The 22,976-nt window shown below is 45.6% G+C and carries 17 protein-coding genes; 16 read left to right on the forward strand and 1 reads right to left on the reverse strand.

Annotation, left to right across the window (positions count from 1 at the left end):
* Positions 1–67 precede the first annotated feature (67 nt).
* The 16 genes from gnd to ACSYSR_RS05515 all read left to right on the forward strand — a co-directional run bounded on the left by gnd (position 68) and on the right by ACSYSR_RS05515 (position 21,689).
* Positions 68–976 carry a phosphogluconate dehydrogenase (NAD(+)-dependent, decarboxylating) gene (gene gnd, locus ACSYSR_RS05440; protein ID WP_252773638.1) on the forward strand — a complete coding sequence of 303 codons (909 nt, stop codon included), beginning with the start codon at positions 68–70 and terminating at the stop codon, positions 974–976.
* 154 nt (positions 977–1,130) lie between these two features.
* Positions 1,131–2,669, forward strand: coding sequence for a gluconokinase (gene gntK, locus ACSYSR_RS05445; RefSeq protein WP_489815890.1), 1,539 nt, complete (start codon positions 1,131–1,133; stop codon positions 2,667–2,669).
* A gap of 48 nt (positions 2,670–2,717) precedes the next feature.
* On the forward strand, positions 2,718–4,100 hold the full coding sequence (locus ACSYSR_RS05450) for a gluconate:H+ symporter (protein WP_252773640.1): 1,383 nt from the start codon (positions 2,718–2,720) through the stop codon (positions 4,098–4,100).
* A 144-nt stretch (positions 4,101–4,244) separates the two neighbouring features.
* Positions 4,245–5,855 (forward strand): APC family permease, encoded by a 1,611-nt coding sequence (locus ACSYSR_RS05455; RefSeq protein WP_489815889.1) that lies wholly within the window; start codon positions 4,245–4,247, stop codon positions 5,853–5,855.
* A gap of 191 nt (positions 5,856–6,046) precedes the next feature.
* Positions 6,047–7,474 carry an APC family permease gene (locus ACSYSR_RS05460; protein WP_489815888.1) on the forward strand — a complete coding sequence of 476 codons (1,428 nt, stop codon included), beginning with the start codon at positions 6,047–6,049 and terminating at the stop codon, positions 7,472–7,474.
* Between the two features lie 99 nt (positions 7,475–7,573).
* On the forward strand, positions 7,574–8,908 hold the full coding sequence (locus ACSYSR_RS05465) for an aspartate aminotransferase family protein (RefSeq protein ID WP_489815887.1): 1,335 nt from the start codon (positions 7,574–7,576) through the stop codon (positions 8,906–8,908).
* 278 nt (positions 8,909–9,186) lie between these two features.
* Positions 9,187–11,868 carry an alanine--tRNA ligase gene (gene alaS, locus ACSYSR_RS05470; protein ID WP_489815886.1) on the forward strand — a complete coding sequence of 894 codons (2,682 nt, stop codon included), beginning with the start codon at positions 9,187–9,189 and terminating at the stop codon, positions 11,866–11,868.
* Positions 11,869–12,003: 135 nt separating this feature from the next.
* Positions 12,004–12,255 (forward strand): IreB family regulatory phosphoprotein, encoded by a 252-nt coding sequence (locus tag ACSYSR_RS05475; protein ID WP_252773645.1) that lies wholly within the window; start codon positions 12,004–12,006, stop codon positions 12,253–12,255.
* Entirely contained in the window at positions 12,255–12,686 is a 432-nt protein-coding gene (gene ruvX / locus ACSYSR_RS05480) for a Holliday junction resolvase RuvX (RefSeq protein WP_252773646.1), read from the forward strand. Before ACSYSR_RS05475 ends, ruvX begins: the two co-directional genes overlap by 1 nt.
* A gap of 45 nt (positions 12,687–12,731) precedes the next feature.
* The gene (locus tag ACSYSR_RS05485; RefSeq protein ID WP_252773647.1) at positions 12,732–13,031 is read left to right on the forward strand and encodes a DUF1292 domain-containing protein; all 300 of its coding nucleotides are present in this window, start codon (positions 12,732–12,734) and stop codon (positions 13,029–13,031) included.
* 444 nt (positions 13,032–13,475) lie between these two features.
* Positions 13,476–14,408, forward strand: coding sequence for an aspartate carbamoyltransferase catalytic subunit (locus ACSYSR_RS05490; protein ID WP_489815885.1), 933 nt, complete (start codon positions 13,476–13,478; stop codon positions 14,406–14,408).
* Positions 14,405–15,673, forward strand: a complete 1,269-nt coding sequence (locus tag ACSYSR_RS05495) for a dihydroorotase (RefSeq protein ID WP_489815884.1) — start codon at positions 14,405–14,407, stop codon at positions 15,671–15,673. The genes ACSYSR_RS05490 and ACSYSR_RS05495 overlap by 4 nt, the downstream gene beginning before the upstream one ends.
* Positions 15,674–15,677: 4 nt before the next feature.
* On the forward strand, positions 15,678–16,763 hold the full coding sequence (locus tag ACSYSR_RS05500) for a carbamoyl phosphate synthase small subunit (RefSeq protein ID WP_489815883.1): 1,086 nt from the start codon (positions 15,678–15,680) through the stop codon (positions 16,761–16,763).
* Position 16,764: 1 nt separating this feature from the next.
* A complete protein-coding gene (carB, locus tag ACSYSR_RS05505) occupies positions 16,765–19,935 on the forward strand; it encodes a carbamoyl-phosphate synthase large subunit (protein ID WP_489815882.1) in 3,171 nt (1,056 codons plus the stop codon).
* 3 nt (positions 19,936–19,938) lie between these two features.
* A complete protein-coding gene (locus ACSYSR_RS05510; protein WP_489815881.1) occupies positions 19,939–20,874 on the forward strand; it encodes a dihydroorotate oxidase in 936 nt (311 codons plus the stop codon).
* A 158-nt stretch (positions 20,875–21,032) separates the two neighbouring features.
* A complete protein-coding gene (locus ACSYSR_RS05515; protein WP_489815880.1) occupies positions 21,033–21,689 on the forward strand; it encodes a glycoside hydrolase family 73 protein in 657 nt (218 codons plus the stop codon).
* A gap of 94 nt (positions 21,690–21,783) precedes the next feature.
* Here the strand turns inward: ACSYSR_RS05515 and ACSYSR_RS05520 are convergent, their stop codons facing one another.
* Positions 21,784–22,962 (reverse strand): ATP-binding protein, encoded by a 1,179-nt coding sequence (locus ACSYSR_RS05520; RefSeq protein ID WP_489815879.1) that lies wholly within the window; start codon positions 22,960–22,962, stop codon positions 21,784–21,786.
* Positions 22,963–22,976 lie beyond the last annotated feature (14 nt).

The raw sequence follows: 22,976 nt of genomic DNA on the forward strand, positions 1-22,976 counted from the left end.
TGTAAATGATTTTCATATAATAGAACTTGTAGTTTAAATAGAAGAATTTAAAAAAGAGGTAATACACATGAAGTTTGCCATGATCGGCCTTGGTAAGATGGGTCTTAACTTGGTTAAGAACGCCGTTGACAATGGTCACGAAGTTGTTGCATTCGACTTGAACAAGGATTTTGTTGCAGAAGCAGATGCTTACTCAGACAAGGTTGAAGGCGCCAGCTCAATCGATGACATGTTGGCTAAGTTGCCATCACCAAAGGTTGTTTGGGTAATGGTACCAGCCGGTGTTCCAACAAACTCAACAATCGATACTTTGATTGAAAAGATGGATAAGGGCGACATCATCATTGATGGTGGAAACTCAAACTACAAGGACAACTTGGAACAAAACAAGCGCACTACTGCAGCTGGTTTGAAGTTCTTTGATGCTGGTACTTCTGGTGGGATGTCAGGTGCTCGTAACGGTGGAAACTTCATGATTGGTGGCGATGACGCCCAAGCATGGAAGACAATCGAACCATTGTTTGCTTCAATTGCCTTGGAAGATGGTTACTTGTACACTGGTCGTTTGGGATCAGGTCACTACTTGAAGATGGTTCACAACGGAATCGAATACGGTATGATGCAAGCCATCGCCGAAGGCTTCGAAGTATTGGAAGCTTCACAATTCGATTACGACTACGAAGCAGTCGCAAAGTTGTGGAACCACGGTTCAGTTGTTCGTTCATGGTTGATGGAATTGGCCGAAGAACAATTTGCTAAGGATCCAAAGTTGTCAAAGATTTCTGGACGGATGCACTCATCTGGTGAAGGAAAGTGGACAGTTGAAGAATCACTTGACTTGGAAGTTCCAGCACCAGTTATCTACTTGTCACTTGCAATGCGTTACCGTTCATTGCAAGAAGACACGTTCACTGGAAAGGTTGTTTCAGCATTGCGTAACGGCTTTGGTGGACACGCAATGGACGCTGCTAAGTAATTTAAGATTTGTTTTGAAACTTGCTCCCGTTACTTGGGGGCTTTTTCTTTGAAAAGCTTATTCTTTCAAGCATCTTGCTATTCTAGATTACGTTGATTAATCAGAAAGAAACCCGAGTGGCCTTTTTTTCTGGAATTGTGATGGAGAAATAATCATGGATTATATGATTGGTATCGATTTAGGAACGACCTCGACTAAGGCCGTTTTGTTCGATGATCAAAACCAAGTGGTGGCCCAATCGAATGTTGGTTATCCCTTATATCGGGATCAAACGGATATGGCGGAAGAAGACTTAGAAGAAATCTTTGTCGCTTTTACCAACGCCCTAGCTGCTGTTGTTCGTAAGGCCAACTTGAGTGAAGGAAACAAGATTACAGCTGTTTCCTTTTCATCAGCAATGCACTCATTGATTGCTTTTGATAAAGACTGGAAGCCACTGACACGTGTTATTACTTGGGCCGATACTCGTGCCGTTAAGTATGCTGATGAATTGAAGGAATCTGGTCAAGGGATGGAAATCTACCAAAAGACCGGAACGCCAATTCATCCAATGGCACCTTTGTCCAAGTTACTTTGGCTGAGAAATGACCAGCCAGATATTTACAAGAATGCTGCTCATTACTTAGGCATTAAGGAATATTTGTTCTTCCGTTTGTTTGGTGCGAACAAGATGGATATTTCAATTGCCTCAGGAACTGGCTTGTTCAACATCTTTAACTTGGACTGGGATGAGCAAGCTTTGTCAGTAACCGGTTTATCAAAGGATCAGTTGCCTGAACCTGTTTCACCATATGAATATGAAACAAAGATGAAAAGCGATTACGCGACAGTGCTTGGCTTGCCTGCTGACACACCATTTGTTTATGGTGCCGGTGATGGCCCATTGTCAAACCTTGGTGTTGATGCTGTTCAACCTGGTGTCGCAGCAATCACGATTGGAACTTCTGGTGCCATCCGTGTTGTTTCTGATAAGCCTGTTATCGATCCAAAGGGTCGGACATTTACTTATGCCTTGGACAAGGATCACTGGGTTGTTGGTGGACCGGTTAACAACGGTGGCGATGTCTTCCGTTGGGCCCGCGACAATCTCTTTGATGCCGAGAAGTCAACCGCTGCACTGCTTGGGCAAGACGCTTATGACTTGATGACTGAAGTGGCATCAAAGATTCCTGCCGGTTCAGATGGCTTGCTCTTCCATCCGTACTTGGGTGGTGAACGAGCACCAATCTGGGATGCAAACGCTCGTGGTTCATTCTTTGGTTTGAACCATTCACACACTCGTGCAAACATGATCCGCGCCGTTTTGGAAGGTATTACCTTTAACGTCTACATGGTCTCATTGGCCTTGGAAGAAGTTGTTGGTTCATTAAAGTCCATCCAGGCAACTGGCGGTTTTGCTCGCTCACCGTTGTGGCGACAAATGTTTGCTGATATCTTTGAACAACCAGTGACAGTGCCACAAGCCTTTGAATCGGGTGCGTTAGCTGCGGTTGTTGTTGCCCAAAAGGCCTTGGGTCAAATTGATGATTTGTATGAAATCTCAAAGTATGTTGGTAAGTCAAATACTTACCAACCAGACCCAGAAAACTTCGAAGCTTATCGGGAATTGGCACCAATCTTCATTCGCTTGTCACGCCAATTGCAAACTGAATATGATAACATTGCCGACTTCCAGCGTAAGCACATGAAGTAAGGCGCAGAGATAATAGGAGAGAAAGCCAGGTGGCTTTCGTATGGATAAATGGAATTTGTTATGTTATTCGTGTCCATCTTACTCTTGTTGGTTTTAATCACCAAGTTTAAGTTGAATACCTTTGTATCGTTGGTCATTACGGCCTTCGTTTTGGCCCTCTTATTGGGCATGAACCCATCAAAGATCCCAGATGCCGTTTTGGGTGCCCAGGGAATGGGAAATATCTTGGGATCAAACGCCGTTATCTTCATCTTTGGTGGGATGATTGGCCGTTTGGTTGCTGATGCTGGTGGTTCTTATCGAATCGCTAAGACCTTGATTGCTTGGTTCGGTTTGAAGCGCTTGCAATGGGCTGTTTTGTTAGCTTCCTTTATCATTGGAATTTCAATGATTTTCGGAGTTGGCATGGTTTTGTTGATTCCAATCGTTTTTGCCGTTGCCATTGAAGCGGGTGTCCCATTGCTTTATTTGGGAATTTCAATGACGGCTGCCTTGTCATCTGCACAAGGCTTCTTACCACCACAACCAGCTCCAACTGCTGTTGCCTCACAATTAGGCGCAAACGTTGGTTTAATGTTGATTGTTGGTTTGGTTGTTTCAATCATCACAGCTATTGTTGCCGGCCCTGTTTATACAAAGTTGGCGCAAAAGTTTGCCCCTGATGCTTTCCAATTCAAGGAACATATTGAAGCGGTTGGTGAAGTCAAGGAATACGACTTGGATAAGTCACCAAGCTTTGCCATGTCAGTTTTGACTTCTGTCTTTCCATTGATCTTTATGATTATCGCCACTGTTTATAAGTTGGTGGTTTCAGGCGGCAAGGCCCCAGCTAACCCTGACATGGTTTACCGAGTAATTGATTTCTTGGCAAACCCTGCCGTTGCGATGACGATTTCTTTGGTCTTTGCCATCTTTGCGATGGGACCAGGACAAAAACGTTCAATGAAGGAAGTTGAAACTTCATTGACTGAAGGTTTGAACTCAGTTGCCGGCATCTTGTTGATTGTTGGTGGTGGTGGTGCCTTGCGTGGTGTTTTGGTAACATCAGGTATGTCAAACCAAATCGCACACTTGTTCCAATCATCAGGTTCAATGTCGCCAGTCACAATTGTTTTGTTTGCTTGGGCAGTGGCTTCATTGCTGCGAATTGCCGTTGGTTCAGCCACGGTTGCTGGTATCACGGCGGTTGGTGTCGTGAATGGTATTTTAGCTGCTAACCCACACGGTGATTTGTTACTTGTGTTGGTTGCTTTGGCCATTGGCGCTGGCTCATTGATTGCTTCTCACGTTAATGATGCTGGATTCTGGATCTTTAAGGAATACTTCGATTTGACGGTTAAGCAAACCTTCCAAATTTGGACGGTTTTGGAAACAGTTATTTCTGTAACCGGTTTAATTGTGATCTTAATTATTACAGCACTTTTTGTTTAAACTAGTGCAAAAAAACTGTTGGTATGAACAACCAGCAGTTTTTTTATATAATAGAGTTGCAATTTGTAATCGTTCTGGTACAATAGTGACCATTGGTGGTTCACTTGTAAGTGGTCACTTTGATAAATGTGACGGAAGGATATTATGAAATCTCATAAAATTGGTTTACTACAACTTGTTCTTTTGGGACTAGGATCATTGATTGGTTCTGGTTGGCTGTTTGGTTCTTGGGAGGCAACTCGTGTTGCTGGGCCAGCCGCTATTATCTCATGGGTGATTGGGGCAGGCGTGATCGGTGTGATTGCCTACACCTATATTGAATTGGGAACAATGTTTCCGCAGTCGGGTGGAATGTCAAAGTTTGCCCAGTATACTCACGGATCACTCTTAGGCTTTATTGCCTCTTGGGCGAACTGGGTATCACTGATTACTTTAATTCCAATCGAAGCGGTGGCAGCCGTTCAATATATGTCAACTTGGCCTTGGAAATGGGCAAATTGGACCCACCATTTCTTAAGTAATGGTCAAATCACGACACCTGGATTGCTCGTTGTCTTTGGCTTTATTGCGGTTTTCACGTTGCTCAACTACTGGTCTGTGACCTTGTTGACTCGCTTTACTTCAGCAATCTCATTCTTAAAAATTGGGGTGCCATTGTTGACGATTGTAATGTTGACCATTTCAAGTTTCCATCCTGGAAACTACGGTTCAACGGTTCACCAGTTCATGCCGTATGGAACAGCACCAATCTTCGCGGCAACAACTGTTTCTGGTATTATCTTTTCTTTTAATGCCTTTCAAACAATTATTAACTTTGGTTCAGAAGTTAAGGATCCAACAAAAGATATTTCTCGAGGAATTGTGATTTCCTTAGGAATCGCAGCAATTTTGTACATCTTGATTCAATCAACCTTTATTACGGCGATTGAACCGTCTGAAATTGCTAAATTTGGTTGGCACGGAATCGACTTTCAGTCACCGTTTGCTGATTTGGCCATCTTACTTGGCTTAAATTGGTTGTCAATCTTGCTGTATACGGATGCCTTTGTTTCACCATTTGGAACCGGTGTTTCCTTTGCGGCCTCAACCGGTCGTGTCTTGGCTGCCATGGCTTCCGATAAGCACATTCCACAATACTTGGGTAAGATTAACAAAAAGTACGGAATTCCACGAATGGCCATGGTAACGGACGCTATCTTGTCAATGATTATGGTAACGGTTTTCCGGTCATGGGGAACTTTGGCGGCTGTTATTTCAACTGCTACCTTGATTGCCTATTTGACGGGACCAGTTACGGTCATGTCATTACGCAAGATGGCACCTGATTTCAATCGACCATTTAAGTCAAAGAGTATGAAGTACATGGCTCCTCTAGCCTTTGTATTGGCCTCATTAGCAACTTATTGGGCAATGTGGCCAACCACAATCGAAGTTATTTTGATTATTGTCTTAGGATTACCATTCTACTTCTTCTACGAGTGGAAGCAGGGATGGTCAATGGACCGCGCTAAGCAACAAATAAAGGGGTCTTCCTGGTTGCTTTGGTACTTGGTTGCTTTGTCAATTGAGTCTTATATTGGTTCACATGAATTTAATGGAATTGGCCTGGTGAAGTATCCATTGGACTTTGTGATGATTATTGTCGTTGCTTTGGCCTTTTACTTCTGGGGAACTGGTTCACGTTTGGTTACTAAGCATTTCCGCCGCGCCAAGAAGATTAATGATACAGTTGAAGTCGAAGAACCTGAACTTTAATATTGATTTAAACAAAAAGAATCGGTTAATCCGGTTCTTTTTTTTATTCAGCAAGAGATTCTTCTGATAACAAGGCGGTAAATGAGAAAACAGTCAATTTATAAAGTTAGGATTAATAAAGTGTTTGACATTTAAATTAGAAAATGCTAATATTTTTGATAGTTTATAAATTAAGAAAGTAGGAGATGCTTATGGCAGATAAAAGCGGAATGGGCTCTTGGTTTAGGAGAGCTGATCCATCAGCATTCGAACAAAGTGATGCCCATCTGAAAAAAACACTGGGTGTGAAGGAAATGTTGGCCTTGGGGGTTGGAACAATTGTTTCCACGGCCATCTTTACCTTGCCAGGAATTGTGGCCGCCAACCACGCTGGTGCAGCCGTTAGTTTGTCCTTTGTGGTTGCTGCGATCGTTTCTGGTTTGACAGCCTTTGCCTATGCGGAGTTTGCTTCTGTTTTGCCATTTGCCGGTTCCGTTTATTCTTGGGCCAACGTTGTCTTTGGTGAAGTGTTCGGATGGATTGCCGGTTGGGCTTTGCTGGCTGAATACTTTATTGCCGTGGCCTTCGTTGCTTCTGGTTGGTCGGCCAATTTCCACCAATTCTTAGCTAATTTCGGCCTGTCATTGCCAAAAGCCTTGAATGGCTCTTTTGCCGCCGGAAACGGTGGGGTGATTGACCTCTTCTCACTGTTGGCGGTTTTGATTGTGGCCACTTTGCTTTGGAAGGGTACGAACACAACGGCCAAGGTTGAAAATACTTTGGTGGTCTTGAAGGTTTTGGTAATCTTGCTCTTTATCGTTGTGGGGGCCACTGCTATTCATCCTTCAAACTATGCTAACTTTATTCCAGCTCATAAACCAGGAACAACTTTTGGTGGTTGGCAAGGAATTTCAGCGGGCGCTTCACAAATTTTCTTGGCCTATATTGGCTTTGACTCAATTGCTGCTAACTCTGCTGAAGCAAAGAACCCACAAAAGACAATGCCTCGTGGTATCATCGGTTCTTTGGTTGTTGCCACGGTCTTGTTCGTGACAGTTGCCTTGGTTATGGTTGGAATGTTCCATTATACACAATATGCTAACAATGCTGCGCCAGCTGCGTGGGCCTTGGAAAAGGCTGGGCACCCACTTGTATCAAATATTCTTTCTGTTGTTGCCTTGGCTGGAATGTTTACGGCCATTATCGGTATGATGTTGGCTGGCTCTCGTTTGCTATATGCCTTTGGTCGTGATGGTTTGTTGCCAAAGGTCTTGGGTGACGTTAACGGTAAGGGTTTGCCAAACAACGCTTTGTTAGTTTTGACGGTCATTGCCGTTTTGGTTGGTTCTGTTTTCTCATTCAACGAATTGGCAGGTTTGATTTCAGCCGGAACATTGATTGCCTTTATCATGGTTTCTGTTGGAGTTTATGCCTTGCGTCCACGAGAAGGGAAAGATTTGCCAGTACCTGGCTTTAAGATGCCTCTTTATCCAGTTTTGCCTGCTTTGGGTGCCTTGGGTGCCTTTTATATCTTCTGGTCATTGGACATTCAGGCCCGTGTTTATGCTGGCTTCTGGTTCATCTTAGGATTGCTGGTTTATCTGTTCTATGGTTCACGCCATTCACGTTTGCAAAAGTAAAGCAACATGACTCAACTCAATATTTTTTCTTGAAAGCCCGGAATTTTCCGGGCTTTTATTGTATAATGATTAAAAATAAATGAGAAAAAGAGGTTGGGTATGAGCAGAAATTTATATATTTTAGCCGAAGAGGATCAAAACAGAAATGCAGCGGCCCGGATTAAGTACTTTGATTTAGTCGTGCAATCTGGTTCTGGAGCAACAGTGACGGATGCTGATGGCAAAACCTACATTGACTTGTTGGCCTCGGCTTCTGCCATTAACTTTGGCCATTGCCATCCAAAGGTGGTTCAGGCCATTAAGGACCAGGCTGAAGAGCTAATTTTATATACGCCAGCTTACTTTGCGAATACGACCACGGCTAAACTTTTGGACCGGCTGTCTCAACTGACGCCGGGTAACTTTGACAAGAAGGTCGCGTTGGGAAATTCTGGCTCAGATGCTAACGAGGCGATGATTAAATTTGCTAGGGCTTACACGGGTCGGCCCAATGTAGTGACCTTTACCGGGGCTATGCACGGATCGACCTACGCAGCCTCAATTGCTTCAGCGATTTCATTGAACCAGGTCCGCAAAATTGGTCCGTTGATGCCCGGTTTTTATAAGGCACCCTTCCCAGACAGTCATGACCGATTACAGGGCGAGAATGAGCATGACTTTTCTTTGCGTAAATTTGCTGAATTTAAGCAACTTTTTGAAAGTTATCTACCAGCGGATGAAACGGCGTTGGTTTTAATTGAACCCATTCAGGGTGACGGCGGAATTGTGAAGGCCCCACAAGAATACCTGGAACTGGTTTATCAATACACTAGGGAAAACGGCATTGTTTTTGCTGTGGACGAGGTTAACCAGGGATTAGGCCGGTCTGGCACAATGTGGTCGATTGATCATTTCGGGATTGTACCTGATTTACTAGCCATTGGAAAATCAATTGCCTCCGGTTTACCATTGTCTGCCGTCGTTGGGAAAGCTGAGATTATGGATGCCTTGCCTGCACCGGGCCACCTCTTTACGACTGGGGGCAACCCGGTAGCGGCCGCAGCTGCCCTGGCTGGCTTAGATGTCTTAAAGGAAGAAGACTTAGTGGGCCGGTCAATGCGGCTGGGCCAGCGAGTGCAAGAATACTTTGATCAAGCTCAGAAACGCTACACCTGTCTTGGTGATGTCCGCATTTACGGTCTTGACGGTGGCATTGATATCGTTGATCAAGATGGGCAACCAGACGCCCAATTGGCGAGTCAAATCATTTTTAGACTCTTTGAGTTAGGGGTCGTTATGATTACGCTTCGTGGCTTTATATTGCGTTTCCAGCCACCTTTGGTGATTACAGACGAACAGCTAGACCAGGTTTTTGCAATCTTTGACCAGGTCTTTACGGAGGCTGACAATGGCACTTTGAAGCCACTGCCAAAAGACCGTGCAATTGGCTGGTAAAGAGACTTTCGCCAAGAAAAAATTGTGCTATAATTATCCTTAGTAACTGGATATGCGGTCTTATAGCTTCTTTTTAGCAAGGTGTTGGTTGATGGAAAACACTAGGAACATGAGGGCGTGCTCCCAGGATAAATGCCAAAAAATGGCCGCATCCTAGCGTTATCAGGAATTAAAGGTAAAGATTTGAAAGATCATTACAAACAGCGGTGGTACCACGGTCACGCGTCCGCTCTTTGTTTTGGTCTTTTTTTAATTAGCCGAAAACCAAAGGAGAATTCATGAAAGAATTATCATCAGCCGAAATCCGGCAAATGTTCTTAGATTTTTTTGCCAGTAAAGACCACTTAGTTGTACCGGCCAAGTCATTGATTCCAGAAAATGATCCATCACTATTGTGGATTAACTCTGGGGTGGCTACTTTAAAAAAGTACTTTGATGGCTCTGTTGTTCCACCAAAACCTCGATTAACGAACGCGCAAAAGGCCATTCGGACGAACGATATTGAAAACGTTGGTAAGACTGCCCGCCACCATACGCTGTTTGAAATGATGGGAAACTTCTCAATTGGAGACTATTTTAAGGCAGAAGTCATTCCTTGGGCCTGGGAGCTCTTGACGTCACCAGATTGGTACGGGTTGGACAAGGAAAAACTATATGTCACAGTTTATCCAAAGGACCAAGAGTCACGCAAAATCTGGGAAGAAAAGACTGATTTGCCAGCTGGTCACGTTTACGAAGTCGAAGATAACTTTTGGGATATCGGTGAAGGCCCTTCAGGCCCCGACTCTGAAATTTTCTATGACCGCGGTGAGGCCTTTGCCGATTTGCCAGCCGATGATCCTGAAATGTATCCAGGAGGCGAAAATGAACGCTACTTGGAAATCTGGAACATTGTTTTCTCACAGTTTAACCACTTACCTGGATTAACGGACAATAGCACCTACCCGGAATTACCACATAAAAACATTGATACGGGTATGGGACTCGAACGATTGGTTTCTGTTTTCCAAAATGGCCGGACAAACTTCGATACGGACTTATTCTTGCCAATTATTCATGAAACTGAAAAAATAGCTGGTGGGGCCAAGTACGACGAAACCAAGGATACGGCTGAAAACGTTTCCTTTAAGGTAATTGCCGACCACATTCGAGCAATTTCCTTTGCTATTGCTGACGGAGCCAAGCCAAGTAATGAAGGCCGTGGTTATGTTATCCGCCGCTTGCTTCGACGAGCTGTTTTGCACGGCCAAAAGTTGGGTATTCAGGGTGAATTCTTGGCAAAATTGGTACCAGCCGTGATTAGTACATTGGACTCTTATTATCCAGAGCTAAAGGCTAATCAGGCTGAAATTGAAAAGACAATTTTGGCGGAAGAAAAGCGCTTTAACAAAACTTTGAAGGCCGGTTTGTCACTCTTGGACGAGGTTATTGCTCAAGCCAAGAAGAATGGCCAAAAGGCGATTGCGGGAGCAGATGCTTTCAAGTTGTCTGATACGTATGGTTTCCCAGTCGAATTAACGGAAGAACAGGCCGAAGACGCTGGTCTGTCAGTTGACTTAGCTGGTTACCAAAAAGCTTTGCAAGAACAGCGTGACCGCGCTCGGGCTGCCCGTTCAACGGAGAATGCGATGGGCGTGCAAAACGCTGCCTTAACGGATTTGAAAGTGCCATCAGCCTATGTTGGTTGGACTGACAAGACGGTTCTTGGCGCTAAGGTCGTGGCCGTTTTGGTTCACGATGAAAATGGTGTGGCCCAAGTAGCAACAGAAGCTCATGCTGGTCAAACAGCTTGGTTGGTCTTTGATCAGACGCCTTTCTATGCTGAAATGGGTGGTCAGGTTGCTGATTTTGGAACGGTTAAGGATGAAAATGATCACATCTTAGCCCAGGTGACGGATGTTCAAAAAGGGCCCAATGGTCAGCATATCCATACAGTACAAATGATGGCGGATTTGAAGGTTAACCAGGTGGTTGACTTGGCCATTGATTTGGATCGTAACCGGGCCGTGTCCTTGAATCACACCGCGACCCACATGTTGGATCAAGCGTTGCGGAATGTGATTGGTGGGGATGTCCACCAGGCTGGTTCTTTGGTGGAACCAGAGTATTTGCGCTTTGACTTTAATCATGAAGGACCGGTTGACCAGGCCACGTTAAATCAGATTCAAGACCAAGTCAACGAGCAAATTGCCAAAAACTTGCCGGTTACTTGGGAAGAAATGTCCCTTGAGAAGGCCAAGCAGGTTGGCGCTGTTGCAGTCTTTGATGATAAGTACGGTGACACGGTTCGCGTGGTTTCCATTGGTGACTATAACCGGGAATTTGATGGTGGTACCCACGCTCAGTCAACAGCTGAGCTGGGACTCTTTAGGATTGTTTCTGAATCCGGTATCGGGGCGGGGGTTCGCCGAATTGAGGCGTTGACTTCAATTCCGGCCTTAACTCGCTTTGAAGCAGAGGAACAGACGCTGGCAGCCATTGCTAAGGGCTTGAAAGTACCAAACCTTTTGGCCGTGAAGGACAAGGTTGAAGAAGTACAAGCCGATTTGAAGGCAGCTAACCAGCAAATCGAAGCGATGCAGGCACAATTAGCCGCTCTGCAGGCTGGTAAACTCTTCAATAATCCAAGGCAAATTGGCCAACTGACGGCTGTGATTGCCCAAGTTAAGGTTGATAATGCCGGTGGCTTACGCCAAATGGCAGATGCTTGGCGCGATCAGGGTGCGTCAAACATCTTGGTTTTGGCTGCTGCCATTGGTGATAAGGTCAATTTGCTAGTTGGTGCTGATAAGACAGCCAACGCTTTAGGTATTAAGGCGGGTGATCTGGTCAAGGCGATTGCCCCAACTGTCGGTGGTGGCGGCGGCGGCCGACCTGATTTGGCTCAAGCCGGTGGAAAGGACCAGAGCAAGATTACTGAAGCGCTCGACCAGGCCGAAAAAATTATTGGTCAAGTTTAATATTTTCTTTGATAGCAGGTCGACTAAAGGCAACTGGCAAATTGGTCAGCTTGGAATTTAGTCGGCTTTTTGCTTGGAAACGTGTTAAACTAAAGACACGTAAAAGTGAAAACTATGAAGAAAGGAGTGTGTACGATGAGTGTGAACGATGAGACTGCGATTTTTGACTTCGGTAACCAGGCACCAAAGGATATCCATGAAACGATGGTATTGGTTTATGCCGCTTTGGAAGAAAAGGGTTACAATCCAATCAATCAGATCGTTGGGTATTTAATGTCTGGCGACCCAGCTTATATCCCCCGACTCCATGACGCGCGTAATTTAATTAAGCGCCACGAGCGCGATGAAATCATCGAGGAGCTCGTACACGCCTATTTAAATAAGTAATGCGGATACTAGGACTTGATGTAGGCTCAAAAACAGTTGGTGTGGCCGTTTCGGACCCAATGGGATGGACGGCCCAAGGGGTGGAAATCATCCGAATCAACGAGGACGAAAAAGTCTTTGGCTTAGACCGTTTGGGTGAAATTCTCCAAGAAACAGGCGCAAAAGGCGTCGTTTTAGGTCTGCCTAAGAATATGAATAATACCGAGGGCCCTCGTGCCCAAGCAGCGCGATCGTATGCTAAGATGGTGGAAGACCGTTTTAGTTTGCCCACTGATTTTCAAGATGAACGACTGACGACGGTTCAGGCTGAACGAATGCTAATCGAAGAGGCGGACGTTTCTCGTAAGAAGCGTAAAAAGGTCATCGACAAGATTGCCGCAGAATTCATTTTGCAAAATTATTTGGACGCTAACGGCAAGTTGACCAAGTAAATTTTTTACTTTGGTGCAATCGTAACAATAACAAAGGATTTTTTTATGGCTAAGCAAAACCCAGAAATTGACAAGATTACTCTGATTGATGAGAATGGTGACGAAACTCTATACGAAGTTTTGTTTACTTTCCATTCAGAGGAATTTGATCGTTCATACATCTTGCTCGTTCCAGACGGCGTTGAGGAAGATGAAGAGGTTGATGTACAAGCATACATTTTCAACCCGGCCGAGGATGGTGAAGCAACGGAAGAAGATTTGCTGCCAATTGAAGATGATGCAGAATGGAACATGGTTGAGGAAGTGTTGAACACTTTCTTGGATGATGATTCAAACTTTAATTAAGCATGTTGTTTAGTCACCACATTGTCGTGGTGACTTTTTTATTGGCAAACGTAAATCATTGATGAACCAAAGCTGTTAAGACTAAAAATTAGCAGTGACCATTGTTAGCTTTTCTAATAAAAGACAAAAATTGACCTTTATACCCTTTTCTGTCAGAAAAGCTTGCCAAAGGTATTTACAGGTGCTAAAATACCAACAAGCAAATAAAAGTTGCAATCCTTTAAAGCAGACCGGAGAGTCGCTAAGGTGGACAAGCAGCAAGGTAATGGTTGGAAGAAATTTCAGACCCCTGGGCGAGACCCTGGCAATCCTTGACAAAAAGGCTGACAAAAACGGACGAAGTGCAAGCTAATTGAGTCCAGTCAACCACCACTGACGCTCTGATCTTAGGATCAGGGCGTTTTTTATTGGAAAATTGCAGCGGGAAAATCAAGGGGCATTGAGATGACGAATTGGAACAACTGCCTAGACCTAGCAGATTTATCAGCAACGCAATTACAAGAAGTTTTGGACTTAGCCCAAGACTATCAGGCAGGGAAAAAAGCACCAGCGTTGAAGCGTCCGGTATACGGTGTGAACCTCTTTTTTGAGAATTCCACCCGAACCAAGTCATCTTTTCAGATGGCGGAGAAGAAGTTAGGTATTGACCTAATTGAGGTTAATCCGGCAACGTCTTCTGTTCAAAAGGGCGAAACGCTGTCGGATACGCTGCGCACATTGGAAGCAATCGGCGTTGACTTTGCCGTTATTCGCCACGGCCAAACCGGTTGGTACGAAGAATTGATGGAAAATCCTTATGTAACACTGGGGTTATTCAACGCTGGCGATGGCGCTGGAGTCCATCCATCACAAACACTCTTAGATCTATTAACGATTGAAAATGAATTTGGCCGAATTGATGGCCTAAAGGTTGGTATTATTGGTGATTTGGCTCACTCACGAGTGGCAAAATCAGACGCTAAAATCTTAAAGTCGTTGGGGGCAACACTTTACTTTGGTGGACCTGAGTCCTGGTACAGTCGGGACTTTGATGATTTGGGCACATTTGGCACACTGGCAGAAATTTTACCGGAATTAGATGTGGTGATGATGCTCCGGGTGCAATTAGAGCGCTTCGATGAGGCTAACCGTGATGCCTTCACGGCCGTTGATTATTATCAACAGTTTGGCTTAACACAAAAACGAGCTAAGCTTTTGCCAAAACAAAGCATTATCATGCATCCAGCCCCAGTTAACCGCAATGTTGAAATTGCCAGTGAATTGGTGGATGGCGACAAATCACGGATCTTTACTCAAATGGGCAACGGGGTTTTTGCCCGGATGGCGATGATGACCAAGGTCCTACAGGCACGCGGCTTAATGGAGGTTGACAAATGAGAGTATTAATCAAGCATGTAGCAATTAACAAGCGCTGCCTGGACATCTTAATTGTGGATGGCAAGATTGCAAAAATTGCCCGTGGAATTGAGGTTCCAGCTGACGAAGAAATTAACGCCCATGGTGCCACGGCCATTCCTGGTTTGATTGATGTTCACGTCCACTTCCGCGAGCCAGGACTAACTTACAAAGAAACCATTGAAACCGGCTCTCAGGCAGCCGCTCACGGGGGTTTCACAACGGTGATGACCATGCCAAATGTCAAGCCGGTCGTTGATACTGCCGAAAAGGTTCGTCACCAGGTTTTGCTCAATCAGGAAAGTAGCCTGGTGAAAATTGGCCAATTTGGTGCACTATCGGCTGACCTGGTTGGCGTTGGCGCAGCTGATTTACAAAAAATGGCTGATGCCGGTGCCATGGCCTTCTCCAATGATGGTCATGGGGTGCAGGATGCACAGACGATGCTGGAAGCCATGAAAGCGGCTCGGCAGGCTGACCGCGTAATTTCGGCTCACTTGGAAGATGATTCCTTAATCCAAGGGGGAGTGATGAATGCTGGACCGCAAGCCAAACGATTGAACTTGCCCGGGATGACAGGTTTATCTGAATCAACTCAATTAGCTCGTGACCTGGTGATGGCACAAGCAACCGGGGTGAAGTACCACATCGCCCATATCTCAACCAAGGAATCTGTTGCTCAGGTTCGTTTGGCCAAGCAAATGGGCCTGGCTGTCACAGCGGAAGTATCACCACACCACTTGTTCTTAGATGACAGTATGATTGAAACCGATGACCCAATGTTCAAAATGAACCCGCCATTGCGGTCAAGAGCAGACCGATTGGCCCTAATCGCTGGACTTTTGGACGGGACGATTGACATGATTGCGACCGACCATGCGCCACATAGCGCAGAGGAAAAATCGGGCTCCATGAACGATTGCTCATTTGGCATTGTCGGATTAGAAACGGCTTTGCCACTAGTTTATACCCGCTTTGTTAAGAGTGGCTTAGTCGACCTGGAGACTGTCCTTGATTGGATGGTTCGACGACCAAAGCAAGTCTTTAACCTCGTATCGGCGGGTGAATTACGGGTTGGGGATGCAGCCGATATTGCGCTGGTTGATTTCATTCACCCATACAAGATTAACCCAGCAGAATTTGAATCAAAGGGAAAGAATACCCCATTTACTGGTCAAGAGGTTTATGGCAAGGTCTTAAAGACCTTGGTTGACGGCCACTTGGTCTATCAAGCAAAGAAGGAGTAAGGCAATGCAAGGATACTTAGTATTGAAAAATGGATCAGTTTATGCCGGTGAGCGTTTTGGCTCCGAAAAAGATCTGCTAACAGAAGTAGTCTTTTCAACCGGAATGACTGGCTACCAAGAAACGATGACCGATCCCTCATATTTTGGACAAACAATGGTCTTTACCTACCCTTTGATTGGTAATTATGGCATTAACCTGGACGATAACGAAGGGACAGGCAGCAAGCCCGCAGTTGATGCCATTATCGTCAAGGATCTGGCCCGCCGTCCTGCTAACTTTCGTTCTGTGATGACCCTTGCTGATTTTGCCAAGGAAGAAGATTTGCCAGGGTTGACAGGCGTTGACACACGGAAATTAGCCAAGGAAATCCGTGACCATGGCTCCATGCCCGCCGTCTTGGTTTCTGAATTAAATCAGGAAAAGATTGATGCTCTTTTTGCTCAAGATTATCCATCATTGTTGTTGGCCCGGGCAAAGAAGGAAGAGGAAATCGAGACCTTCGTTGGTAAAGTGGGTGGTCCAAAGATTGCTCTGTTGGACTTTGGCTTGAAGGGGTCAATCGTCAAGGCGCTGCAAAAGCGTGGTGCAACCGTAACAGTTTTCCCTGGCACAACGCCAGCGTCTGTTATTGAGGCCAGCAAGCCTGACGGGATCTTACTATCAAATGGACCTGGCGACCCCACTCAGTATGGTTATGCAACGAAGACTATCCTTACATTGCAAAATCAGTACCCAATCATGGGTATTTGTTTAGGACACCAACTTTTTGCCATTGCCAACGGTGCTAAGACTTACAAGATGAAGTTTGGCTACCGTGGCTTTAACCACGCCGTGACGGATGTCGATCACAAGCGGAAATACTTCACCTCACAAAACCATGGTTATGCCGTCGACCGGGCTTCATTGGCCGGGACGAATTTAGAAGTAACCCACGAAGAAATTAATGCTGAAACGGTTGAAGGCGTTCGGTTGAAAGATAAGGAAGCATTTTCAGTCCAATTTCATCCGGATGCTTCGCCAGGACCACACGACGCCGAATATATCTTTGACAACTTCATTAACAAGTTGACGGACAAGAAGGGAGCCTAAGATGCCCAAGCGAAATGACATTCATAAAATTTTGGTAATTGGTTCAGGACCAATTATTATCGGTCAAGCGGCCGAATTTGACTATTCCGGTTCACAGGCCTGCCTTTCATTAAAAGAAGAGGGCTACCAGGTGGTGTTGATTAACTCCAACCCTGCTACGATCATGACGGACCAAGAAGTTGCCGATCAGGTGTACTTGGAACCAATTACTTTGGATTTCGTCAAGGAGGTTTTGTACCGAGAAAAGCCGGATGCCATTTTGCCAACCTTAGGGGGCCAAACCGGCCTAAATATGGCAAAGGACTTAGCCGATTCAGGTATTTTGCAGGAACTAGATATTGAATTGCTGGGGACAAAGTTGCCAGCCATCGAACAGGCTGAAGACCGGGAACTTTTCAAGGATTTGATGGAAGAATTGAATGAACCAGTACCGGAATCGCAAATTGCCACAACAGTCGCTGAAGCAGCTGATTTTGCAGGGAACATCGGGTACCCTGTGGTTGTTCGTCCCGCCTATACGCTTGGTGGAACTGGTGGTGGCTTTGCTAATAATTTGGCTGAATTAGAAGAAATCACCGCCCATGGCTTAGAATTATCACCAGTGACCCAGGTTTTGATTGAAAAGTCGATTGCCGGTTATAAGGAAATCGAGTTTGAGGTGATGCGTGACGCCGCCGATAACGCTTTGATTGTGGCGGGGATGGAAAACATTGACCCAGTTGGCGTGCATACCGGTGACTCCATCGTCGTTTCGCCAACGCAGACTCTATCAGACCGGGACTATCAAATGATGCGGGATTCCGCTTTAAAGATTATCCGAGCCTTGAAAATTGAGGGTGGCGTGAACATCCAAATGGCTTTGGACCCAAAGTCTTTCCAGTATTACATCATTGAAGTTAATCCCCGTGTTTCTCGGTCATCAGCCCTAGCTTCAAAGGCAACAGGTTACCCAATTGCTAAGATGGCGGCCAAAATTGCCGTTGGTTTGCATTTGAACGAAATTAAAAATCCCGTGACTCAAACGACTTGGGCGGCCTTTGAACCAGCCCTTGATTACGTTGTGACCAAGATTCCGCGGTTCCCATTTGATAAGTTTGAACATGCTAACCGCACGTTGGGGACACAAATGAAGGCGACCGGTGAGGTCATGGCGATTGGGCGGACGCTGGAAGAATCATTGTTAAAGGCGGTTCGTTCACTTGAAGTCGATGAAAAGGATTTGAGTGCTGGTTACTTTGACGGGGTTTCAACAGAGGACCTGCAGGCACAATTGATGCCAGCCAAGGACGACCGCCTCTTCGCCATCGCCGAATTGATTCACCGTGGTGTAACGATTGAAGCAATCCATGATATTACACAGATGGACTTGTTCTTTTTGGACAAAATTTTGCACATTATCGAAATTGAACGAGCTGTTCAGGCAGATCCGGACAACTTTGAGAAAATTAAGACGGCCAAGGAATATGGTTTCTCTGATGCCTGGTTGGCGAAGTTGACTGGCAAAACGGAAGCTGATTTCCGTTTTTGGCGCAAGAAACAAGGCTTGTTACCAACCTTTAAAATGGTTGATACGGTTGCCGGTGAATTTGAATCGAAGACGCCCTACTACTACGGCACGTATGAAGACGAAAATGAATCAATTGTCACGGATCGACCTTCCGTTTTGGTGCTTGGCTCTGGTCCAATCCGGATTGGCCAGGGAGTTGAGTTTGATTATGCCACTGTGCATGCAGTGAAGGCCATCCAACAGGCCGGTTATGAAGCCATTATTCAAAACTCAAACCCCGAAACGGTTTCAACTGATTTTGCTATTTCCGATAAGCTTTATTTTGAACCATTAACCCTAGAAGATGTCTTGAACGTGATTGACCTCGAGCAACCCTTAGGTGTGGTTGTGCAATTTGGTGGCCAAACGGCCATTAACCTAGCTGCTGGTTTGGAACAGGCCGGCGTTAAGGTTTTGGGAACAACCGTGGCCGATTTGGATCGCGGCGAAGACCGAGATGAATTTGCCAAAGTGATTGATCAGCTTGAATTGCCAAAGCCAAAGGGTGAAACGGCTACTACCAAAGAGGAAGCCTTGAAGGCCGCCAATGACCTTGGTTATCCGGTTTTGATTCGACCATCTTATGTGATTGGTGGTCGGTCAATGGCCATCATCGATTCCGATGATGACTTGAAGACCTATATGGAACAGGCAGTTAAGGTTTCAAACGACCATCCCGTTTTGATTGATGACTACCTCACTGGTCAGGAAGCTGAAGTTGACCTGATTTCAGACGGCACGGACGTGTTGATTCCAGGAGTGATGGAGCACATTGAACGCTCTGGTATTCACTCAGGTGATTCTTTTGCGGTTTATCCAACGCAACAAATGTCTGCCAACGTGAAGGCACAAATCGTTGAATCTGCTCAAAAGTTGGCTAAGAAATTGAACGTGATTGGCTTGATGAATATTCAGTATGTGATTCATGATGAAATCGCCTACGTGATTGAAGTTAACCCACGGGCATCCCGGACATTACCATTCTTGTCAAAGGTGACGGAGATTCCAATGGCTCAGGTAGCCACACAAATTATGTTGGGCAAGTCCTTGAAAGACTTGGGTTACCAATCCGGTTTGGTTCCGGAAACAGTTACAGTTCACGTGAAGGCACCGGTTTTCTCATTTGCCAAATTAGCCGGCTTGAATTCGACGGTAGGGCCAGAAATGAAGTCAACTGGTGAAGTCATGGGAACTGCTGACAACTATGATCAAGCACTCGCCAAGGCGCTGGTTGGTGCTGGTTTACCAATTTTGCATCAGGGTCGAATTCTTTGGGACTTGGCTAAAGCAGACCAGCAAGAGGGCTTGGCCTTGGCTAAGCGTTTTGCAGCCCTTGGCTTTGACTTGGTTGCTGCTGACGACAATTGGACTTTCTTGCAGGAAAATGGTGTTGCAGTTGAAGCAGCACCAGCTGATTTGCCAATGGCAATGGCTAAGCAAGAATTGCAAATCATGGTCAACACACTTGACCAGGCTGACCAGGCTTTGGCAGGGGAGAGCCCCGTCCGAGCAGCAGCCATTGTCAACGAGGTGGCCTTATTTACCGCCTTGGATACCGTCGCTGCTTATTTGACGGTTTTGGAATTACCAGAAGAAACACACTTTGTAAAAGCATTGGGAGAATAATTGATGACCGATATTGATTTGAACGCCGACCTCTTTGGGCAAACTTTAACGAGTCCATTGCTCAACGCCTCTGGGGTCCACTGTCAGACCAAAGAAGAATTGAATGATTTGGCACATACGAGCAACTTGGGTGCTATGGTAACAAAATCAGCAACACTTCAGGCTCGTGCAGGGAATCCAAACCCACGGTACTATGATCTCAAAAATGGTTCGATTAACTCGATGGGGTTGCCAAACTTAGGCTATGATTTTTACCTTGATTATGTTTTGCAAGAACAGACAAAGCCAACAATTTTGTCTGTTGCTGCTCTGTCAGCGGCTGATGCGATTACCCTGCTAAAAGACTTGCAGGATTCTGACTATCAGGGACCGACTGAATTGAACTTGTCTTGCCCAAACATTGTTGGAGAACCGCAATTAGCTTATGACTTTGAGGCCACCGACCGGGTCTTAAAAGAAGTCTTCAGTTTTTACACGAAGCCATTGGGCGTGAAGTTACCACCATATTTTGATCTAGTTCACTTTGACAAGATTGCTGCTGTGTTGAACAAGTACCCATTGACCCACGTGAACACGATTAATTCTGTTGGTAACGGCCTGTGGGTCGATATTGAACAGGAACAAGTGGTCACAAAGGCCAAGGGTGGCTTTGGTGGCTTGGGAGGAACAATGGTGCTGCCAACGGCTTTAGCCAACGTTCGCGCTTTGCGCCAACGCTTGCATGACAGCATTAAGGTCTTGGGAACCGGCGGTGTGACTTCCGGGGAAGATGTTTTTGCACACATTCTTTGTGGGGCTGATTTGGTTTCAGTTGGTACTCAGGTGATGAAGGAAGGCTTGGGCGTTTATGACCGTCTTGCTGAAGAATTGCAGGCGATCATGGCCCATAAGGGTTACCAAAGTTTGGCCGATTTCCGTGGCAAGTTAAAAGAACTGTAAGGCGGTTTTGTTAAAAAATAAGTCAGCCTTTCGACTGGTAAAATGATTTAACCAACAGTGATGTTGGTTTTTTCTTTTTTGGCAAATAAAATAGAAAGGCGTATACTGGCTATATTCAATTTCAGACAGCAATGATTCTAATGAAAGGGGGTGTCCAGGTGGCTAAAAAGCGGAAAAAGAAAAAATGGTTTTTTTTGCCAAAAGCGAAGAAAAAACGACGAATGTACTTGATGATCTTGCTTGTTTTTCTAACATTAATTGCTTTGACCGTGGTGATGAGCCGATCAATGACGACTAACAAAGAGCAAATTATCTATCAAGATGAAGCTAAGCAAAAGCAGCTGCAAATATGGGCCCCCTATGCACAAAAGATGCAATATAAGTACCGCATTTTTGCTTCGATTTCACTGGCACAGGCCATTTTAGAATCGGATTGGAACCAGTCTAGTCTGTCAAAAGATTATAACAATTTGTACGGGATGAAAGCATCGGCAGGCCAGGCCGGAGTGGTCGTTCCAACCAATGAGTATGAGGACGGTCATTGGATTGTAGTGGATCAAAAATTTGCCTCCTACCAGACCTGGCAGGAATCGATGGAAGCCCATGCCCAGCTAATTTCAAAGGGGACCCACTGGAATCCCAACCAATATGAGCATGTGCTGGCAGCCAAAAATTATCAGGCCGCGGCGCAGGCCCTTGTCCAAGACGGGTATGCGACCGATCCAACCTATGCAGCAAAATTGGTGGCAGTGATTGAAACTTGGAATTTAAAGCGCTTTGATTTAACGGTAAAAATGGGCAATGCCAACGCTTAATGGTTTAGTTTAGGAGATTTATTAGAATTGTTTCAATTAAAAAGAGAACCGGATTACGCGCGTTCATGAACGCGCGTACGGTTCTCTTTTTGCTTTATTGTTTGTTTGGGGATGCAAAAATCGTGACGGTTCGATTCGGTTCCTGGCTAACTTTGATTAGTGCTTGGCCAGTTTGTAGCTGACCTAATTTTTGCCCAGCTTTAGCAGAGTTGGCTAGGAGGGGCAATGCTTGCCATTCCTTTTGATTCGTCAGCCGATGGGCAATTGTGGCTGAAAATTGTCCTAGTAGAGCAGTTGGCAGGTCGAGTGGCGACTGGGAAGCAAAGGCCACCTGGAGGCCTTCCTTGCGTCCCTCACGCAGAATTTGCGCTAAACCACTGTCTTTGTCTTGCTCGGCTTGGTTGTTTTTCAAAAGGAAGCGGTGGCCCTCGTCGATTAAGAGGTAAACCGTCGCCTTATGGGTGCTTTTGGCTTGAAAGCTGAGCAGCTGGCGCCAGACGGTGGACATGATGGTGGCTTGGAGGGCACCGAGGTCTTTCAGCTGAGCCAGGTTGATACTGATTTTAGCGCCGAAATCAGCCTTAGCCGTTGCTAATTTGAGCAGGTAAAGCAAGTCGTACTTGGTTGTTTTTACCTGAGTATTTGGTGCAATGGCCTTTAGGCGCGGATCCGCGAGGCGGTCGGCTAGTTGGTCGATGGCCGTCAACAAATCAGGATCAGTGCTGGCCAAATTCTCTTCTTGATCAATAAACCCTTGGTGGGCTAGCAAGCGCAATTGGGGGGCGAGGAGGCTCAATGAGAAAGACCATTGACTTTGATAGAGTTGACTTTTTAAAGCATAAAAGGCATCGGCGGTTAGGGCTTTAGTGTTTAAAATGACCTTTTGCTGTTGGTTAAGATTGTAGTTAATCCGTAAGGCTGTTTGAGCTTGTCCTAGTAGCAGCTGCCACTTGGTTGGCCAGGTCAAACCAAGCGCAGTCAATAAGTCTTTTGGTGCTAACTGGCTGAGATCAAAGTAGACGTTTTGGCCAACGCTGTAGGAAACCTGCTGGTCGTCTGCTCGGCTAAACTCGCCGGTTGGGTCGAAAATGATTTGCCCGAGTCGATTTTCTTGTAACTGTTGGCTAATTTGTTTGAGGGTTGTTGATTTGCCAGACCCAGTTTGCCCAACCAAAAGAAGGTGTGGGGCGAAAAGCGTTGTGGCCGCTGGTTGGTACTTGTTTTTGAACCACCCCGTTTGGCCCAAAGTGAGTAAGTGTTCGCTAGTTTGCATGATTTTTCCACCTT

Source organism: Fructobacillus sp. ESL1096, from assembly GCF_058511985.1.